This window comes from Thioalkalivibrio sp. ALE28 (assembly GCF_000377425.1).
Classification (GTDB): Bacteria; Pseudomonadota; Gammaproteobacteria; order Ectothiorhodospirales; family Ectothiorhodospiraceae; genus Thioalkalivibrio.
In genome coordinates this window covers 36,667-53,984 of sequence record NZ_KB898098.1, presented here as the reverse complement: position 1 = coordinate 53,984, position 17,318 = coordinate 36,667, and the positions used below count along the sequence as shown (strand labels likewise).

Annotated in this window: 15 protein-coding genes and 1 tRNA gene; 7 read left to right on the top strand and 9 right to left on the bottom strand. The window is 68.7% G+C overall.

All coding sequences use genetic code 11. The features are described 5' to 3' along the window. Positions 1–46 precede the first annotated feature (46 nt). Positions 47–123: transfer RNA gene (locus D105_RS0107360), tRNA-Pro, on the bottom strand. Positions 124–202: 79 nt separating this feature from the next. Next, on the bottom strand, positions 203–1,171 hold the full coding sequence (gene ispB / locus D105_RS0107355; protein ID WP_018878024.1) for an octaprenyl diphosphate synthase: 969 nt from the start codon (positions 1,169–1,171) through the stop codon (positions 203–205). A gap of 347 nt (positions 1,172–1,518) precedes the next feature. Here ispB and rplU point away from each other — a divergent pair, with 347 nt between their 5' ends. The 4 genes from rplU to proB all read left to right on the top strand — a co-directional run bounded on the left by rplU (position 1,519) and on the right by proB (position 4,683). Continuing rightward, complete coding sequence (gene rplU, locus D105_RS0107345; RefSeq protein ID WP_017941885.1) at positions 1,519–1,830, top strand: 50S ribosomal protein L21; 312 nt, start codon at positions 1,519–1,521, stop codon at positions 1,828–1,830. Positions 1,831–1,859: 29 nt separating this feature from the next. Continuing rightward, positions 1,860–2,120: a 50S ribosomal protein L27 gene (rpmA, locus tag D105_RS0107340; RefSeq protein ID WP_018867867.1), complete on the top strand. Its 261-nt coding sequence runs from the start codon at positions 1,860–1,862 to the stop codon at positions 2,118–2,120. A gap of 362 nt (positions 2,121–2,482) precedes the next feature. Further along, a complete protein-coding gene (gene cgtA / locus D105_RS0107335) occupies positions 2,483–3,553 on the top strand; it encodes an Obg family GTPase CgtA (RefSeq protein ID WP_018878022.1) in 1,071 nt (356 codons plus the stop codon). Beyond that, positions 3,550–4,683 carry a glutamate 5-kinase gene (proB, locus tag D105_RS0107330; RefSeq protein ID WP_018878021.1) on the top strand — a complete coding sequence of 378 codons (1,134 nt, stop codon included), beginning with the start codon at positions 3,550–3,552 and terminating at the stop codon, positions 4,681–4,683. The genes cgtA and proB overlap by 4 nt, the downstream gene beginning before the upstream one ends. Positions 4,684–5,238: 555 nt before the next feature. On the opposite strand, the gene xseA is transcribed toward proB, so the two are convergent. Then, positions 5,239–6,648, bottom strand: a complete 1,410-nt coding sequence (xseA, locus tag D105_RS0107325) for an exodeoxyribonuclease VII large subunit (RefSeq protein ID WP_018878020.1) — start codon at positions 6,646–6,648, stop codon at positions 5,239–5,241. Between the two features lie 11 nt (positions 6,649–6,659). After that, on the bottom strand, positions 6,660–7,433 hold the full coding sequence (locus tag D105_RS0107320; RefSeq protein WP_018878019.1) for a DUF4197 domain-containing protein: 774 nt from the start codon (positions 7,431–7,433) through the stop codon (positions 6,660–6,662). Positions 7,434–7,626: 193 nt separating this feature from the next. Here D105_RS0107320 and guaB point away from each other — a divergent pair, with 193 nt between their 5' ends. After that, a complete protein-coding gene (gene guaB / locus D105_RS0107315; RefSeq protein ID WP_018866382.1) occupies positions 7,627–9,087 on the top strand; it encodes an IMP dehydrogenase in 1,461 nt (486 codons plus the stop codon). Positions 9,088–9,151: 64 nt separating this feature from the next. Beyond that, positions 9,152–10,729, top strand: a complete 1,578-nt coding sequence (guaA, locus tag D105_RS0107310) for a glutamine-hydrolyzing GMP synthase (protein WP_018878018.1) — start codon at positions 9,152–9,154, stop codon at positions 10,727–10,729. A gap of 14 nt (positions 10,730–10,743) precedes the next feature. Here the strand turns inward: guaA and D105_RS0107305 are convergent, their stop codons facing one another. Together D105_RS0107305 and D105_RS0107300 are read right to left on the bottom strand one after the other, a co-directional pair. Further along, complete coding sequence (locus D105_RS0107305; RefSeq protein ID WP_018878017.1) at positions 10,744–11,319, bottom strand: BLUF domain-containing protein; 576 nt, start codon at positions 11,317–11,319, stop codon at positions 10,744–10,746. A gap of 52 nt (positions 11,320–11,371) precedes the next feature. After that, positions 11,372–12,223 (bottom strand): HDOD domain-containing protein, encoded by an 852-nt coding sequence (locus tag D105_RS0107300; protein WP_018876981.1) that lies wholly within the window; start codon positions 12,221–12,223, stop codon positions 11,372–11,374. Positions 12,224–12,354: 131 nt separating this feature from the next. Here D105_RS0107300 and D105_RS0107295 point away from each other — a divergent pair, with 131 nt between their 5' ends. Then, positions 12,355–12,954, top strand: coding sequence for an RNA ligase partner protein (locus D105_RS0107295; protein ID WP_017941871.1), 600 nt, complete (start codon positions 12,355–12,357; stop codon positions 12,952–12,954). Between the two features lie 50 nt (positions 12,955–13,004). On the opposite strand, the gene D105_RS0107290 is transcribed toward D105_RS0107295, so the two are convergent. From D105_RS0107290 to D105_RS0107280, 3 genes are read right to left on the bottom strand one after another with little or no spacing between them, the layout of a single operon-like run. Next, positions 13,005–14,108: an RNA ligase gene (locus D105_RS0107290; RefSeq protein ID WP_018878016.1), complete on the bottom strand. Its 1,104-nt coding sequence runs from the start codon at positions 14,106–14,108 to the stop codon at positions 13,005–13,007. Between the two features lie 31 nt (positions 14,109–14,139). After that, positions 14,140–15,810: a Na/Pi cotransporter family protein gene (locus D105_RS0107285; protein WP_018878015.1), complete on the bottom strand. Its 1,671-nt coding sequence runs from the start codon at positions 15,808–15,810 to the stop codon at positions 14,140–14,142. A gap of 21 nt (positions 15,811–15,831) precedes the next feature. After that, positions 15,832–17,232, bottom strand: a complete 1,401-nt coding sequence (locus D105_RS0107280; RefSeq protein ID WP_018878014.1) for an MBL fold metallo-hydrolase RNA specificity domain-containing protein — start codon at positions 17,230–17,232, stop codon at positions 15,832–15,834. Positions 17,233–17,318 lie beyond the last annotated feature (86 nt).

Here is a 17,318-nt window from a genome sequence, read left to right as displayed (position 1 = left end):
GTTTGCGGCGAGCCACAGGCGGGTAGCCAGGGTCAAAGAAGAAGGTTGGTCGGAGTGAAAGGATTCGAACCTTCGACCCCTGCCTCCCGAAGGCAGTGCTCTACCAAGCTGAGCTACACTCCGAACCGAGCCCGCTATTATGCCGAGCCTCTCCCGGCGTGTCCATGCCCCCGCAGGATGAAAATCGGGTCGGGCGCGGTCGTCAGTGGTTGCGCCTGACGGCGAAGCGGGCGAGGTCGATCAGCGCTTGGCGGTGCGGTGAGTCGGGCAGGGTGGAGATGGCCTCGATCGCGGCGTCGGTTTCCGCCTCCGCGCGGGACCGGGTATAGGCCAGGCCGTCCGTCCCGTGCACCACCTGCAGCACCGTGTCGACCCGGTCGCGCCCGCCGTCCTCGATGGCCTGGCGCACGATCGCCTGCTGCTCCGGTGTGCCGACGCGCAGGGCGTGGATCAGCGGCAGGGTGGGCTTGCCCTCGGCGAGGTCGTCCCCCATGCGCTTGCCGGTGACCTCGTCATCCGAGGAGTAGTCGAGGACATCGTCGATCAGCTGGAAGGCGGTGCCCAGATGCATGCCGTAGCGCGCCAGCGCCTGTTCGTCGGCCTGCGGGCGTTCGCCCAGGATTGCGCCCAGCTGGCAGGCGGCCTCGAACAGCTTGGCGGTCTTCGACTGGATCACGTGCATGTAGCGCTGCTCGTCGACGTCGGCGTCGTGGCAGTTCATCAGCTGCATGACCTCGCCCTCGGCGATCACGTTGGTCGCGTGGGAGAGGATCTCCATCACCCGCATGGAGCCGACCTCGACCATCATCTCGAACGCGCGCGAGTAGAGAAAGTCGCCCACCAGCACCGCGGCCTCGTTGCCGAAGATATGGTTGGCGGTCTCGTTGCCGCGGCGCATCTCGGAGGCGTCGACCACGTCGTCGTGCAGCAGGGTCGCGGTATGGATGAACTCCACCACCGCCGCCAGCGTGACGGGGTCCTGGCCCTGCACATGGCAGGCGCGCGCGGACAGCGTGGCCAGCAGCGGCCGCAGGCGCTTGCCGCCCGAGTGGATGATGTAGTGCCCGAGCTGGTTGATCAGCACCACCGGCGAGCTCAGGCGCTCGCGGATGCACTGATCGACGGCCTGCATGTCGTCGGCCGCCAGTTCTCGGATCGCGTCAATGGACATGGGGGTAGGCAAGCCGGCTCTGAGAGTGGTCGGGAGGGGCGAAGGCATGCTAGGGAAACGCCACCGAATGTACAAGCTCGCGCGGGTGCGGGCGCGGCTTGTCTTCCAGACAGAGAAGCACTGATGAATGTACACGCTCGCGCGCGAGTCGCTTTTGCGTGCGTTCAATGCCTGGTGACTGCCGTGCAGCCATTCTGTACAAGGGAACCGCAAGGCCGTGCGCCCGCTGGAGACAGGCTGGTCCCGGCATTGACCCGCAAGCGAAGCGCTGCTAGCATTTCCGCCCTTTCGCGAGACCAGTCCCGTCGGCTGGTCCACACAAGGTATCGCAACGGAGTCCCAGGGAAATGTACGCGATCATCGCAACAGGTGGTAAACAGTACCGCGTCGCCGAAGGCGACGTGATTCGCATCGAAAAGCTCGAGGCCGAGGCCGGTTCCGAGGTCGAATTCGACCAGGTGCTGATGGTCGGTGCGGGTGACGATGTCCGCGTCGGGGCCCCGCTGGTGGACGGTGGCAAGGTCACCGCCAAGGTCGAAGACCATGGCCGCGCCAAGAAGGTCCACATCATGAAATTCCGGCGGCGCAAGCATTCCCAGAAGCAGATGGGGCACCGCCAGCACTACACCACCGTGCGCATCACCGGCATCGCCGGCTGATCGGCGCAGGCATTCAGGAGAACTGAACCATGGCACATAAGAAGGCAGGCGGGAGTACCCGCAACGGGCGCGATTCCGAGAGCAAACGCCTTGGCGTGAAGCGCTTTGGTGGTCAGGTCGTGCGCGCCGGCAACATCCTCGTTCGTCAGCGCGGGACGCAGTATCATCCCGGCGAGGGCGTGGGTTGCGGCAAGGACCATACGCTGTTCGCCAAGGTCGACGGCCAGGTCGTCTTCAAGGTGGGTGGTCCGCACAACCGTCGTTTCGTGAGCGTCCAGCCGCAGCAATAAGCCGGCCGGCTAGGGAGACGCTGATTGAATCGCACGTCCGCGTTGGTGCCCCCTGTTTTCCGAGACAAGGCGCGACGGGCAGCGGGTAGTGGTTCTACCCGCAAGCGGCGCAACGCAGGATCGGGGAACAGGGGGCACCAACCCCACAAGCCATTGAAAGCAGGGGCTCGGCCGCTTTTGCGCGGGAACGGCGTTGCGGCTCCCTTGTGCAGAATGACTGCACGGCGGTCACCGCGCCTTGTTCGCACGCAAAAGCGACTCGAGCGCGGACGTGCGATTCAATCAGCGTCTCCCTAGCGAAGCGTTCGCGAAAAGCCCCGTTCGACGGGGCTTTTTTTGTTCTGTACTGCGGGAAACAAGCAATGAAGTTCATCGACGAGGCCACCATCACCGTGAAGGCCGGCGACGGCGGCAACGGCTGTGTCAGCTTCCGCCGCGAGAAGTACATCCCCTTTGGCGGCCCGGACGGGGGCGACGGCGGGGATGGTGGCTCCGTGTGGCTGGTGGGTGACGAGGGCCTGAATACCCTGGCCGACTTCCGTTACCAGCGTCGTTTCGATGCCCAGCGTGGCGAGAACGGCATGGGGCGCCAGCGCACCGGGGCCTCCGGCGAGGACCTGGAGATCCCGGTCCCGGTCGGCACCCAGGTGCGCGATGCCGAGACCGACGAGATCCTCGGGGACGTGACCCACGAGGGCCAGCGGCTGCTGGTCGCGCAGGGGGGCTTCCACGGGCTCGGCAACACGCGCTACAAGTCCTCCACCAACCAGGCGCCGCGCCAGAGCAAGCCGGGCACGCCGGGCGAGCTGCGCAAGCTGTCGCTGGAGCTGATGGTGCTGGCGGATGTCGGGCTGCTGGGGCTGCCGAACGCGGGCAAGTCCACGCTGCTCGCGCGCGCCTCCGCCGCGCGTCCGAAGATCGCCGACTATCCGTTCACTACCCTGATCCCGCAACTGGGCGTGGTGCGCATTGGCGTGAACCAGAGCTTCGTGATCGCCGACATCCCCGGGCTGATCGAGGGCGCGGCCGAGGGGGCCGGCCTGGGCACGCGGTTCCTCAAGCACCTGGCGCGCACGCGGCTGTTGCTGCACTTGGTGGACGTGGCGCCGCCCGACCCGGAGGCCGACCCGCTGGTGGATCTGCGCACCGCGATCACCGAGCTCGAGCACCACAGCGACCAGCTGGCCGCGTTGCCGCGCTGGATCGTGCTGAACAAGAAGGAGCTGCTGGACCCCGAGGATCTGGCGGCCCTGGTCGAGCGGGTGCGCGCCGATCAGGGGTCGGAACGTCCGGTGTTCGCCATCTCCGCCGCGACCGGCGAGGGCGTGGATGCCCTGCTCCAGGCCGTGATGCGCCATGTCGAAGAGACCGCGCAGGCAGCGGCCGAGGCCGGCCGGCGCGACGCGATCGCCAACCCGGAGGACCCCGCGTGACCGCGGGGGACATGCGTGCGCTCCCGGCGATCCGCCGGGTGGTGGTCAAGATCGGGAGTGCCCTGATCACCGCGGATGGGGCCGGGCTCGACCGCCCGGCGCTGGAGTCCTGGGCGCACCAGATCGCGGCGCTTCGCCGCCGTGGTCTGGAGGTCATCCTGGTCTCCAGTGGAGCGGTGGCCGAGGGCATGCGGCGGCTGGGCATGACCGAACGGCCGCACCAGTTGCATCACGTGCAGGCGGCCGCGGCGGTCGGGCAGATGGGGCTGGTGCAGGCCTACGAGCGCGAGTTCGCCAGCCACGACCTGCACGCGGCCCAGGTCCTGCTGACCCACGACGACCTGGCCGATCGCTCGCGCTACCTGAATGCCCGCAGCACCATGCAGGCGCTGCTGGAGATGGGCACGATCCCGGTGGTCAACGAGAACGACACGGTGGCCTACGAGGAGATCCGGCTGGGGGACAACGACACCCTGGCGGCGCTGGTCGCCAACCTGGTGGTGGCCGACCTGCTGCTGATCCTGACCGACCAGGATGGCTTGTTCGACCGCGATCCGCGCAAGCATGCGGACGCCCGCCTGATCGCCGAAGGACGGGCCTCGGATGCCCAGTTGCACCACTACGTGGCCACTGACTTCGGGCGCCTGGGGCGCGGCGGCATGGCGACCAAGCTGCTGGCCGCCGAACGCGCGGCGCGCTCCGGTACGCATACCGTGATCGCCTCCGGGCGCGAGGCGCAGGTGATGGGGCGGGTGCTGAAGGGCGAGCCGCTGGGTACCTGGCTGAAGCCGGACCGCGAACCCCTGGCGGCGCGCAAGCGCTGGCTGGCGGATCAGCTGCACTCGCGCGGGCAGTTGCAGCTGGATGCCGGGGCCGCGCGCGTGTTGCGCGAGTCGGGCAGCAGCCTGCTGCCGGTGGGGGTGGTCGGAGTCGAGGGCGATTTCCGCCGCGGCGAGATGGTGACCTGCCTGGACCCGGACGGGGTCGCGGTGGCGCGCGGGCTCACCAACTACGGGGCCAGCGAGATCCAGCGCATCCGCGGCCAGCGCGCCGACCGCATCGAGGCGGAGCTGGGCTACCTGCTGGAGCCGGAGCTGATCCACCGCGACAATCTCGTCCTGCTCTCCTGATTCGCCTGCGAGCGCGTACGCGTTCGTACCCAGCCGCCCTCGGCGGGGCTCCATGCACCCCCTGTGGGAGCGTGCTTGCACGCGAAGCCCCTGCCCGCGTCCGACTCTGGCAGGGGCTTCGCGTGCAAGCACGCTCCCACGGTGTATTGCGTGTGCCGAGCCGATCGCCATCCCGGCTCTGCGCCGCGCTGCGGCCCGGGATGACCCCGCGCCTCACGGGTCCCTGCTACGGGCTCAGGGCCTCCGTGGTTAAGGAGACGCTGATTGAATCGCACGTCCGCGTTGGTGCCCCCTGTTTTCCGAGACAAGGCGCGTCGTGCAGCGGGTAGTGGTTCTACCCGCAAGCGGCGCAACGCAGGATCGGGGAACAGGGGGCACCAACCCCACAAGCTATTGAAAGCAGGGGCTCGGCCGCTTTTGCGCGGGAACGGCGTTGCGGCTCCTTTGTGCAGAATGACTGCACGGCAGTCACCGCGCCTTGTTCGCACGCAAAAGCGACTCGAGCGCGGACGTGCGATTCAATCAGCGTCTCCTTAAAGGCGGAGGTCGCGCGCTTCAGTCGTCGGTTTGGGTGGCGGTGACGTCGAGGTCCAGGCGGCCGCGCGCCAGGCGTGCGCGCAGGTGCTGGCCGGGGGCGGTCTGGTCCGCGCGGCGCAGGACCTCGCCCTCGGGGGTCTGCAGGATCGCGTAGCCGCGTTCCAGTACCGCCTCCGGGTCCAGGGAGCGGAGCTGGCGCGCGGTGGCATCCAGGTGGCGCTGGCGGGTGGCGAGCGCCTGCCGGGTGGCGCACTCCAGTTGCCGCTGGAGCCGCGCCAGGGCCTCCCGCCGCTGGGTGATGTCGTGGTCGGGGCGCACCCGGGCCAGACGCTGGCGCAGGTGCTCCAGACGCATGCGCGCGGCAGTCAGGCGGTTGCCGGGCGAGGCCCCGGCCAGGCGCAACTGGGCGCGCTGCAGCCGCGATCGGGCGCGTTCCTCGAGGCGTGACCAGGCGCGGTTCAGGCGCTCGCGCTGGTCGTCCAGGCGCTGGGCATTGCGCTCCAGGAGCTGGCTGGGGTGGCGGCGCTCCAGGCGGGTGTGCAGGGCGGTGAGGGTCTGCCGGTGGCGCGCGATGCGCTGGCCTAGCAGGCCGGTGAGGCGTTCGCGGGCCCGCGCCAGCTGGTGGCGCAGGGTGGCGGCATCCGGGCTGACGGCCTCCGCCGCGGCGGTCGGCGTGGAGGCGCGCAGATCGGCGACGAAGTCGGCGATGGTGGTGTCGGTCTCGTGCCCCACGCCGGTGACGATCGGGATGGGGCAGGCGGCGATCGCGCGTGCGACGCTCTCCTCGTTGAAGGCCTGCAGGTCCTCCAGCGAGCCGCCGCCACGGGCGAGGATAATCACGTCGACCCGGCCCTCGGCCGCAGCCTGTTCCAGCGCCGCGACGATCTGGCCGGCGGCCTGCGCGCCCTGCACGGCGGTGGGGTAAAGCGTGACCGGCAGCAGCAGCGGGAAGCGCCGCGCCAGGGTGCGCTCGATGTCGTGGCGCACGTCGCCCTGGGTGGAGGTGATCACGCCCAGGCGGCGGGTCCAGGCGGGCAGCGGCTGCTTGCGCTCGGCGTCGAACAGGCCCTCGGCGGCGAGTTTCTCCTTGAGCCGCTGGAAGGCGGCCAGCAGGCGCCCCTCGCCGGCCGGCTGCAGGGCCTCGACGATGATCTGGAACTGGCCACGGGCGCCGTAGATCCCGGCGCGCCCGCGGATCTGAACCGCGTCGCCGTCGGCAAAACGCGCCGCCTGGCGCGCCTTGCCGCGAAACAGCACGCAGTTCACCGAGGCGTTCTCGTCCTTCAGCGAGAAGTACTGGTGGCCCGAGGCATACTGGCGCAGGTTGGAGACTTCGCCCTCGACGCGCACCACGCCGAGGCCGTCGCGGAGCAGCCCGTCGGCGCACTGGTTGAGTTCGGTGACGGAAAAGACCGGGGTATCGCTCATGCGGCCCTCGCTTACAGGCGGTTGAAGACGCGCTGGAACACGTCGGTGCCGCGCCCGACCGGGTCGACCCGCAGGCGGGCCTCTTCCTCGGCCATGGCATGGAACAGGCCGTCCATGGTGTGCTCCAGCACGTGCTCGGCAAGGTCCAGGCGCACGTTCGCGAGGAACGGGATGTCGCGCATGCGCGCCTCCAGTTCGCGATAGGTTGTCAGGGCCTCCACGGCGTCCAGGCTGCTCTCCACGGCCGGGCGCATGGCATCGGTCAGGCGCGGGCGCATGTGGGCCTCCAGATGGCGGGTGGCGGCGTCCTCGTCGCCCAGCAGGATGCCCCGTGCATTGTCCAGGTCGAGGGCGAAGATGGCCCGGATGAAGGGCTCCCGTGCCTGCCAGACGGCGTCCTCGGCTGCGCGGTTCATGCGCTCCTCCAGGGTGTCCAGCGGCGCGGCCATACCCAGGCGCCCCAGGGAGCGCCGGGTGGTCGCGAGTACCTCGGGCAGGGGGATGCGCACGTCGGGATTGCCGTAGAAGCCGTTGCGCCGGCTGAGGGTCTCGGAGGCCGCGTGGGTCGCGATGACCAGTGCTTCGTGGACGGCCTCGATCAGCTCTGCGGTGGACAGCCCGGAGAACTCTGGCGGCCGTGTGATCAGCGCGCGGAACATGTCCTGGCCGAAGCGCCACCAGTCGGCTTGGGCGCTGGACGCGGTGGCCAGGCCGAGGCCGGGGGCCAGCAGCAGGGCCAGCGCGGAGCGGCGGGTGATGCGGGCCGGGGGCGCGCGTTCGGGCATGGGTTCTCGCCTGGCGGAGGGTCCGGAGTGAACCGGCATCCTATCAGGGTGCTCCGGCAGCGTCTGCGATCCGCCCTTCGCAGGCCTGTGTGCGCTTGTCGCGGGAGAGTGCGAATTCTATACTGAAGGGCTATTTATCTACCCCCGGGATTTCCTCCCCCTGCGTCCCGGCGGGCCTGTCCTGGAGTGGTGCATGCGGATACTCGGTGAAGCCCTTACCTTTGATGACGTGCTGCTGATCCCGGGACATTCGGATGTCGTTCCGCGCGATGTCGATTTGAGTACCCGGATCACCCGCGAGATCACGCTCTCCGCCCCGGTGGTGTCGGCGGCGATGGATACGGTCACCGAGGCCAGCCTGGCGATCGCGATGGCTCAGGAGGGCGGGCTCGGTATCGTCCACAAGAACATGTCGGTGGAGGCCCAGGCGGCCGAGGTCCGGCAGGTCAAGAAATACGAAAGCGGCGTGATCAGCGAGCCGATCACCATCGGCCCGGGCGCCACTATCGGTCAGGTGGTGGAGCTCACCGAGGCCAATCACATCTCCGGCGTGCCAGTGGTGGATGGGAACGATCTGGTCGGCATCGTGACCTCCCGTGACCTGCGCTTCGAGACGCGGATGGAGGCGCCGGTCACCGAGATCATGACCCCGCGCGACCGACTGGTGACCGTGCCCGAGGGGGCCGACCGCGAGATGGTGCTGGAACTGCTGCACAAGCATCGCATCGAGAAGGTGCTGGTGGTCAACGACGACTTCCAGCTGCGCGGGATGATCACCGTCAAGGACATCCAGAAGTCCACCGAGCATCCCAATGCCTCCAAGGACGAGCGCGGCCGCCTGCGCGTGGGCGCGGCGGTCGGCGTGGGCGATGGCACGGACGAGCGCGTGGCCGCGCTGGTCGAGGCCGGGGTGGATGTGCTGGTGGTGGATACCGCGCACGGTCATTCTCAGGGCGTGCTCGACCGCGTTGCCTGGGTGAAGAAGCACTACCCGGACGTGCAGGTGGTCGGCGGCAACATCGCCACCGCCGCCGCCGCGAAGGACCTGGTCGCGGCCGGGGCGGATGGCGTGAAGGTGGGGATCGGGCCGGGCTCGATCTGCACCACCCGCATTGTGGCCGGCGTGGGCGTGCCGCAGATCACCGCGATCTCGGATGTGGCCGAGGCGCTCCAGGGCACCGGCGTGCCGCTGATCGCCGACGGCGGCGTGCGTTTCTCCGGGGACCTGGCCAAGGCGATCGCCGCGGGCGCGGACTGCGTGATGCTGGGTTCGATGTTCGCCGGGACCGAGGAGGCCCCGGGCGAGGTCGAGCTCTACCAGGGCCGCTCCTACAAGATCTATCGCGGCATGGGCTCGCTGGGCGCGATGCAGCAGGGCTCCTCGGATCGCTATTTCCAGGACCCGAACGCATCGGCCGACAAGTTCGTGCCCGAGGGCATCGAGGGTCGCGTGCCGTACAAGGGCTCGATCGTCGCGATCATCTACCAGCTGATGGGTGGGCTGCGCTCGTCCATGGGGTATGTCGGCGCGCACAACATCGAAGAGATGCGGACCAAGCCGCACTTCGTCCGCGTGACCGCCGCCGGCATGCGCGAGAGCCACGTGCACGACGTGGCGATCACCAAGGAAGCCCCGAACTACCGAATGGACTGACCGGCCCGTCACGGCCCGGTCCCGATACCCCACCGGCCGTCCGGCCGGTATAGCGGATGACCTCATGACCCAGGATCTTCACGCCCACCGCATTCTGGTGCTGGACTTCGGCTCCCAGTACACCCAGCTGATCGCCCGCCGCGTGCGCGAGGCCGGGGTCTACTCCGAGGTGCACGCCTGGGACATGCCGGCGGCGGACATCCGCGCGTTCAATCCCACCGGGATCATCCTGTCCGGCGGCCCGGAGTCGGTGAATATCGATCAGCCGCCGCGCGCCGAGGACACAGTGTTCGAGCTGGGCGTGCCGGTGCTGGGGATCTGCTACGGCATGCAGACCATGGCCGCGCAATTGGGCGGCCGGGTCGAGCCCTCCGAGCGCCGGGAGTTCGGCTACGCCCAGGTGCGCGCCCGCGGTCATACCCCGCTTTTGCGCGACATCGAGGATCACACCACACCGGAGGGCTACGGCCTGCTGGACGTGTGGATGTCGCATGGCGACCACGTGACCGAAATGCCGGAGGGCTTTCGCCTGATGGCCTCCACCGACTCCGCGCCGATCGCCGGCATGGCCGACCCGGAGCGCGGCTTCTACGGCGTGCAGTTCCATCCCGAGGTCACGCACACGACCCAGGGCCAGCGCATCATCGAACGCTTCCTGCACGAGATCTGTGGCTGCGAGGCGCTGTGGACCGCCGACAACATCATCGACGACATGGCCGCGCGGGTGCGCGAACAGGTCGGGGACGACCACGTGGTGCTGGGCCTGTCCGGCGGGGTGGACTCCTCGGTGGTCGGTGCGCTGCTGCACAAGGCGATCGGCGACCAGCTGACCTGCGTGTTCGTGGACACCGGACTGCTGCGCGAGGGCGAGGGCGACCACGTGATGGCGACCTTCGCGCGCCACATGGGCGTGAACGTGATCCGCGTGGATGCCGAGGACCGCTTCATGCGTGCGCTCGCCGGGGTCGAGGACCCGGAGGCCAAGCGCAAGGTCATCGGCGGGCTGTTCATCGACGTGTTCGACGAGGAGGCCGCGAAGCTGAACAACGTGCAATGGCTGGCCCAGGGCACGATCTACCCGGACGTGATCGAGTCGGCCGACTCCAAGACCGGCAAGGCGCATGTGATCAAGTCGCACCACAACGTGGGCGGGCTGCCGGAGAACATGAAGCTGGGTCTGGTGGAGCCGCTGCGCGAGCTGTTCAAGGACGAGGTGCGCAAGATCGGCGTGGAGCTGGGCCTGCCCACCGAGATGGTCTACCGCCACCCGTTCCCGGGGCCGGGGCTGGGCGTGCGCATCCTCGGCGAGGTGAAGAAGGAATACGCCGAGCTGCTGCGCCGGGCGGATGCGATCTTTATCGAGGAACTGCGCAAGGCCGATCTGTACGACAAGACCTCGCAGGCATTTGCGGTGTTCCTGCCGGTTAAGTCGGTCGGGGTGATGGGCGACGGCCGGCGCTACGACTACGTGGTCGCGCTGCGTGCGGTGGAGACCATCGACTTCATGACCGCCCGCTGGGCGCACCTGCCGTACGACTTCCTCGACCACGTCTCGCGCCGGATCATCAACGAGATCCCCGGCATCTCGCGCGTGACCTACGACATCTCCGGCAAGCCCCCGGCCACCATCGAGTGGGAATAGCCGCGCGGGCGTGATCAGGCCGTCAGCAGCAGGTAGGCCGCCACCCCGAGGAGCCCCGCGACGACGGCCGCCGCCAGTACCCCGACCCCGATCAGCAGCCGGTTTGTTCCGCGCGTGGCCTCGCTGGAGGTCGGTGTGGCCGCGGCCGTATGGGGCGGCGTGTCGTTGCCCTGGCGCAGCAGGTCCAGCATCGCGTCAATGCGTTCGTCGTCGAAGGTAAATGGATCGAATTCCCGCTGGCCAAAGCGCTGCAGCAGCTGACGCACGTCCCCGGCGGCGGGGACGTACTTCATCGACCATTCGCCAAATCCCGGGCTCTCCAGTGACTGCTCGCGCAGCACCCGTACCTCCTCGTGGCGATCGTCACGCCGGATCCGCTCCAGGGTGCCGCGGACGGCCTCGGGCTCGCCCTCCAGGCACTGGAAGAAGTGGCCATCCCCGTAATAGAGCGCGCCGACAATCCCGCTGCGCGGGTTGTTCTGGCGTGACTGCATCAGGATGCGGCTGACTTCGGGCTCGATGCCCTGGCTGGAGGTGTTCTCGCGGAAGGTGGCGCGCGAGGCGTAGACGAGCTGGAGAATGGCGGGCATCGGGCGTCCTTCCTCGGGAGGTAAGGAGAAGACCGCCCGCGCCCCGCGGGGTTCATTCGATCATCTGGTTGACGTGTTCCAGGCCGATTGCGTCGTCTTCCCAGTTCAGGCGGGTGGTGCCGGGCTTGGCCGCCAGACGGCGGATGGAGGCGACCGAGCTGCGGTCGATATGGGCCAGTCGATGCCGGGTGGCGTTGTGGCTCTCGATGTTGGCGGCCTGCAGAATGTCGCTGTAATTGACCGGTTCGCCTTCCTCCGGCTCGCGCTTGAGGTTTTCGTGTTCGGCCACGGCGCGGATGATCTCCGGCTCGAAGTTCCAGTTCTTCAGCATCGCGCGGCCGATGGCGACGTGCGCGGCATCGGCCGCGGCCTGCAGGGCGCGTGGATCCTCGTAGATCTCCTGGGTCTTCTCGGCGCGGCGCAGGATCGGGATCATGCCGATATCGTGGACCAGCCCGGCGAGCAGGGCGGTGTCCGGGTCCAGATGGGGGTGGCGACGGGCCAACAGGTAGCTGATGATCGCCACCTCCAGGCTGTGGTTCCACAGCTCCTCCATCCGGATGCGGATGGCCTCGTTCCCGCTCTGGAAGACCTCCTTCATGGACAGCGCGATGATGGTCTGGCGGGCGCGCTCCATGCCCAGGCGGGTGACCGCGGAGCGGATGGTGGCGCAGCGGGTCAGCCCCCGGTAGGCCGGGCTGTTGGCATGGCGCACCAGGCGCGAAGCCAGGGCCGTGTCGCGCGAGATCAGGTTGACCAGATCGGCGATGGAGCTGGATTCGTCCTGGGTGATGAACAGCGCCTGCACCGAGACATCGGGCAGGGTCGGGATCTCGATCTGGTGACGTTCGAGGTCCTCGCGCAGGCGCTCCAGGAATTTTTCGACTTCCGCTCGGGTGGCCAAGGGCAATCCGTGTCCGGCTGGGTAAAGACGCGCCGATTATGCCACATGCGTTGGCGTGGGCGGGGTGTCGCGGGCCGGTTGACGGGCCGCCGGCCCCTGCCGATGATGAAGGGAGCCGACAGGAGGTCGTGATGCGCCGATTCGTGCTGGATACCAGCGTCTTTACCAACCCGCATGTAGCCGGGCAGTTCGGCGAGGACCCCGAGGACATCCTGCGGACCTTTCTCAATCTGGCGCGCCACTGCCCCGCCGAGTTCTACATGCCGCTGTCGGTGTACGAGGAGTTTCGCGGCATGCGCGACCTCGAGGCCCTGGCGGCCGACTTCGAGACCGTGGTCTGGGTGCGCTCCCCGCGCCGTTTCGCCCTGACCCTGCCGAGCGACATCCTCTACGAGTTCATCGACGAGGTGCGCACCCGCATCGACCGCGGCCTGCGCATCGCCGAGGAGCACACGCGCCAGGCGGGGGCGGCCGAGTCGCTGCGCCCGGAGCTGATCACGCAGCTGCGCGAGCGTTTCCGCGAGGCCATGCGCAAAGGCCTGGTGGACTCGCGCGAGGATGTCGATGCCGTGCTGCTGGCGATGGAGCTGGATGCCGAGCTGGCCAGCGCCGACGAGGGCATGCGCAAGCTGGGCAACCGCATGGGCATCAAGCTGGTCACCGCCGACTACCTGCGCCAGGTGATGGAGAACCTCTCCGAGTCGGGCATCCCCGGTCAGGGCGGCGCCTGAGGCCGCAAGTCGGGGCCTTTCCCGTGTTCGCCTGCAAGCAGGCGAAGGGCTCAGTCGTATTGCCGGTCACCCGCCAGGGCCGAGGCGAGGGTGCCGGTGATGCGGTCGAACAGGCGTTCGAACTCCAGCAGCCAGTAGCCGCTTTCTTCCTGACGCGGGGTGCCCGGCAGGAAGCGCACGTGGCGCCCGCCGGTTGCCTGCATGTGGTCGACAAAGCGCTGCGCCCCCGCGCGCTCGCGAAAGCGGCAGCGGTAGGTGTGGCCGACGCGTCCCTCGCGCCGGCTCTTGTCCACTGCGGTCGCCAGCCCGGACAGCAGGGCCTCGCCCAGTTCCCGTTCCACGGCGGCACGTTCACTGGGCGGGTGCTCCGCTAGGAACACCGCCAGGCGGGTCAGGCGATTGGTGAAGTACTCCGGCGGGAGGTCCAGCAGCTGCTCGGAACACACGCGGATGTCGTTGATGCAGGAGCCCCCGGCCACGTACTTGGCGCGGTGCTGGCCGTCCGCGGTCTTCAGTACCAGCCCCTCGGCCCCCTCCGCATCCAGTTGCCGGATCAGGCGTCCCAGTGCTGCGCTGTCCGCGGGCGTGAACCGTCCGTGCAGGGGTGCCGGGGGTAGCTGGTGGCGCTCCATCAGGGCGAATTTCTCGTCCTGTGGCACGAATCCGGGGCGGCCCAACCGCATCAGGTCGAACACGAACAGGCCAACATCCTGTGCCACGCGCGGCGTGGAGCCTTCCAGGTAGGGGGTGTCCGGTCCGGCGATCTCCGCGCACAGCACCAGGTCGGGCTCGGCGTCGAACACCCCGAGGTCCACGAAATCGGGCACCCGGTCGGTGCTGAAGGCGCAGACGAAACCGCCCCGACTGAAGGCGTAGACCCGGCCGTCCCGGCGCAGGATGCGCACGTTGAAGCCGTCGATCTTTTCCTCCGCCCAGAACGGCTGCTCGAACTGGCGCGGCAAGCCGGCCTCCAGTGACTGGATCCGCCCAATGGCCGGGTAGCCGGGCACCACCGAGCCGTCCGGCAGCACCACGGAACCACGCGGGTAGTGGTTCACCGGTTCCAGCAGCCGGGCGTATTCCAGCCCGTCAAAGGTCAGGGCCTCAGCCCGGTGGTTCGCGATCGCGTCCTGCAGCGTGTCCCGGTCGATCATGCGTTCTCCATTGCCAACGCGAGCGTGTACATCAATCCGTGTTTCCCTTGCGCAGCCCCCGGATCTGGTCTTTCAGCGCCTCGGTGTGGTGACGCGCCTTGGCCGCCTGAGTGACCAGGCGCCGCGCCATGCTGATGATCCGCAGCTGGCGTTCCATCTCGGCCATGCTCAGCGAGCCGAAGGTGCCCTCGCGTAGCAGGGCGGCCTTCAGTTCGGCGTAGGTGGTTTCCACCGCGTCCACGGCCTCGGCGGCGGCCAGATCATGGCCATTGTCACCGTCGTCCGCCTCCAGATTGCACAGGTCCAGGGCGCGTATCGCCTGTTCCTGCCAGGCGCGGCGCTGCTCGGTCACGATCGGGCGCTCCTCGCCGCTGGACTGGCGGCGCAGATCGGCGATCTCGTCGGCCAGTATGGCGACCTCGCGGTGGTAACGGGCGACGCGCACGGCCTCGGCGATGCCGTGCCCGACCTGTTCCGGCATCGGGTGGTTGGCGGTATGGGCCGCGAACTCGGCAATGGCCTGGGTGAGCTGCTCCGCGGCCAGGCGCCGGCGATCGAGGATGCCGGCAGCTGGCGGGGTGGCCTGCAAGGCCTCGCGTGCCATCGAATGGCCGATATCGGCCAGGCGTTCGGTCTCCTGGATCAGCGACTGCAGGGCGAGATCCGGTACCCCGGAACTGCTGCGGTCCAGATACTGGGGCCGGGCGATGTCTTCCTCGGTGGTGCGAAAGCGAGTCTGCAGCCAGCGGATCATCGGCGGGGCGACCGGGACCATCAGCGCCACGCCCAGCAGGTTGAACGCAGTGTGGAACAGCGCCAGCAGCACCGCCGGGGCCGGGGCCTCGCCGGTGCTGCCCCAGATCCAGGCGATCGCGGCCAGGAACCAGGGCAGGATCAGCAGCGCGACGATTGCGGTCAGGCCGTTGAAGATCACATGGGCTGCGGCGACGCGCTTGGCGTTCGGGGTCGCGCCGATCACCACCAGCAGCGCCTTGACCGTGGTGCCGAGGTTGGCGCCGATCACGGCCGCGGCGGCCGCCTCCAGCGGGACCGCACCGCTCATCGCGGCGGTCAGGGCCATGGCCATGGAGGCCGAGGAGCTCTGCATCAGCACGGTCAGCAGCGCGCCGATGCCGACCATGATGACCAGCCCGAGGAAGCCGGGGCGGGCCAGCGCGCCCAGGTCGAAGGTGGCACTAAGCCCCTCGAAGGCCTCGCGCAGTACGTCGATGCCGAAGAACAGCAACCCGAAGCCGGCCAGGGCCAGTCCCAGGTAGCGCGGCCGCGCGGCCTTCATGAACAGGTAGAGCAGGGCGCCGATGCCGATCGCCGGCAGGGCGAAGGCCTCGATGCGGATGTTGAAGCCGATCAGCGCGACCAGCCAGCCGGTCATGGTGGTGCCGACGTTAGAGCCGAAGATCACCCAGACCGACTGTCCGAGCGTCAGCAGGCCGGCGTTGGCGAAGCCGATGGTGGCCACGGTGACCGCGCTGGAGGACTGCACCAGTGCGGTCACGCCCATGCCCGAGGCGAGGGCGCGCGGCCGGGTGCGGGTCCATTGCCCGAGGATATGCTGCAACGCCTTGCCGCCGGCGGTCTTCAGGCCGTCGGTCAGCAGGGTCATCCCGAGCAGGAACAGGCCGAGACCGCCGAGAAAACCGGCGATCAGGGCGTAGGTGCTGACGGCTTCGGCCTCCGGCATCGCAGCTGTGGGGATGCGGCGTTACAGGGTGATGGTCTCGCCGAAGGCCGGCACATGCGCCTCGGCCCCCAGCTCGTCACGCAGGCCGGCGGCCAGGGCCTCGCGCGCCTCCGGCTCGCCGTGAACCAGATGGAACACCGGCTGGTCCTGAAAGCCGCGTGCCCAGTCGAGCAGCTGGCTGCGCCCGGCGTGAGCGGAAAAGCCGCCCAGGGTATGGATCTTGGCGTTCACCGCGACCTCGTCGCCCAGCAGCTTGACCTTCTCGGCGCCGTCCACCAGACGCCGCCCGAGCGTGCCGGCGGCCTGGAAGCCGACGATCACCAGATGCGCCTCGCGCCGCCACAGGTTGTATTTCATGTGGTGACGAATGCGCCCGCCATTGCACATGCCGGAGCCGGCGATGATGATCGCGCCGCCCGTGATGCGGTTGATCGCCATGGATTCTTCCACCGTGCGACAGACCTGCAGCCCGGGCAGGTAGGCAGCCGGATCCCCATTCGCGGCCTGGTGCAGCCGGTCCATGTCCTCCGGGTCCAGCGTTCGGCGCAGGCGGGCGTACAGCTCGGTGACCTTGATCGCCATCGGGCTGTCGAGGAAGACCTTTTGCTGCGGCAGGCGCCCGGCGTGGTGCAGCATGCTCAGGTGGTAGAGGACCTCCTGGGTGCGGCCGACCGCGAAGGCCGGGATCAGCACGTTGCCGCCGCTCTTGTCGGCCTCGGCCAGCACCTGCGCGAACTCCTCGACCGTCTCCTCCATCGGGCGGTGGTCGCGGTCGCCGTAGGTGCTCTCCAGCAGCACGTGGTCGGCGTGTTCCGGGCGCGCGGGCTCGTGCATCAGCACGGCGTCGGCATTGCCGAGATCGCCCGAGAACACCAGGTGCCGGTCGCGACCGCCAGCGGGCACGATCAGGTCCACGATCGCGGAGCCGAGGATATGCCCGGCATCGCGAAAGGTCAGGCCAATCCCGCCCGCGATCTTGCGCGCCTGGCCGTAGGGCACGGCCTCGCACAGCCCGAGGGTGGTGGCGACATCATCGATGTCGTAGACCGGCTCCAGCAGCGGCTTGTCCGCCCGCCGGCGCCACTTGTTCTCCCACTCGATGTCCTTGCTCATTACGAACGCGGCATCCTCGAGCATGATCTCGAGCAGTTCCTCGGTGCCCGGCGTGCAGTAGATCGGGCCGCGGTAGCCATCGCGCACCAGCTTGGGCAGGAGCCCCGAGTGGTCGAGGTGGCCGTGTGACAGCACCACCGCGTCGAGGCTTTCCGCCAGTTCGGCGAGCGGGGCGCGGTTCGCCTCGTCCGCATCGCTGTTGCCCTGATACATGCCGCATTCCAGCAGGACGCGGGCGTCGTCGGTCTCGAGGAGATAACGCGATCCGGTGACCTCGCCGGTCGCCCCCTGAAAGGTCAGTTGTGCCATGGGGAGAAGTGTACGCGGGACGCGGGTGCGATGGGCAGTCAAAGTGTCCGGGCTTGATCCCGATCAATCCGGCCCCGGATTGTCCG

What these genes read in the sequence shown, in the direction of transcription:
- xseA (WP_018878020.1), bottom strand. Translation starts at nt 6,648, where the DNA reads ATGAGCGATACCCCGGTCTTTTCCGTCACCGAACTCAACCAGTGCGCC.
- D105_RS0107320 (WP_018878019.1), bottom strand. Translation starts at nt 7,433, where the DNA reads ATGCCCGAACGCGCGCCCCCGGCCCGCATCACCCGCCGCTCCGCGCTG.
- guaA (WP_018878018.1), top strand. Translation starts at nt 9,152, where the DNA reads ATGACCCAGGATCTTCACGCCCACCGCATTCTGGTGCTGGACTTCGGC.
- guaB (WP_018866382.1), top strand. Translation starts at nt 7,627, where the DNA reads ATGCGGATACTCGGTGAAGCCCTTACCTTTGATGACGTGCTGCTGATC.
- D105_RS0107285 (WP_018878015.1), bottom strand. Translation starts at nt 15,810, where the DNA reads ATGCCGGAGGCCGAAGCCGTCAGCACCTACGCCCTGATCGCCGGTTTT.
- D105_RS0107295 (WP_017941871.1), top strand. Translation starts at nt 12,355, where the DNA reads ATGCGCCGATTCGTGCTGGATACCAGCGTCTTTACCAACCCGCATGTA.
- D105_RS0107280 (WP_018878014.1), bottom strand. Translation starts at nt 17,232, where the DNA reads ATGGCACAACTGACCTTTCAGGGGGCGACCGGCGAGGTCACCGGATCG.
- rpmA (WP_018867867.1), top strand. Translation starts at nt 1,860, where the DNA reads ATGGCACATAAGAAGGCAGGCGGGAGTACCCGCAACGGGCGCGATTCC.
- ispB (WP_018878024.1), bottom strand. Translation starts at nt 1,171, where the DNA reads ATGTCCATTGACGCGATCCGAGAACTGGCGGCCGACGACATGCAGGCC.
- D105_RS0107305 (WP_018878017.1), bottom strand. Translation starts at nt 11,319, where the DNA reads ATGCCCGCCATTCTCCAGCTCGTCTACGCCTCGCGCGCCACCTTCCGC.
- rplU (WP_017941885.1), top strand. Translation starts at nt 1,519, where the DNA reads ATGTACGCGATCATCGCAACAGGTGGTAAACAGTACCGCGTCGCCGAA.
- cgtA (WP_018878022.1), top strand. Translation starts at nt 2,483, where the DNA reads ATGAAGTTCATCGACGAGGCCACCATCACCGTGAAGGCCGGCGACGGC.
- D105_RS0107290 (WP_018878016.1), bottom strand. Translation starts at nt 14,108, where the DNA reads ATGATCGACCGGGACACGCTGCAGGACGCGATCGCGAACCACCGGGCT.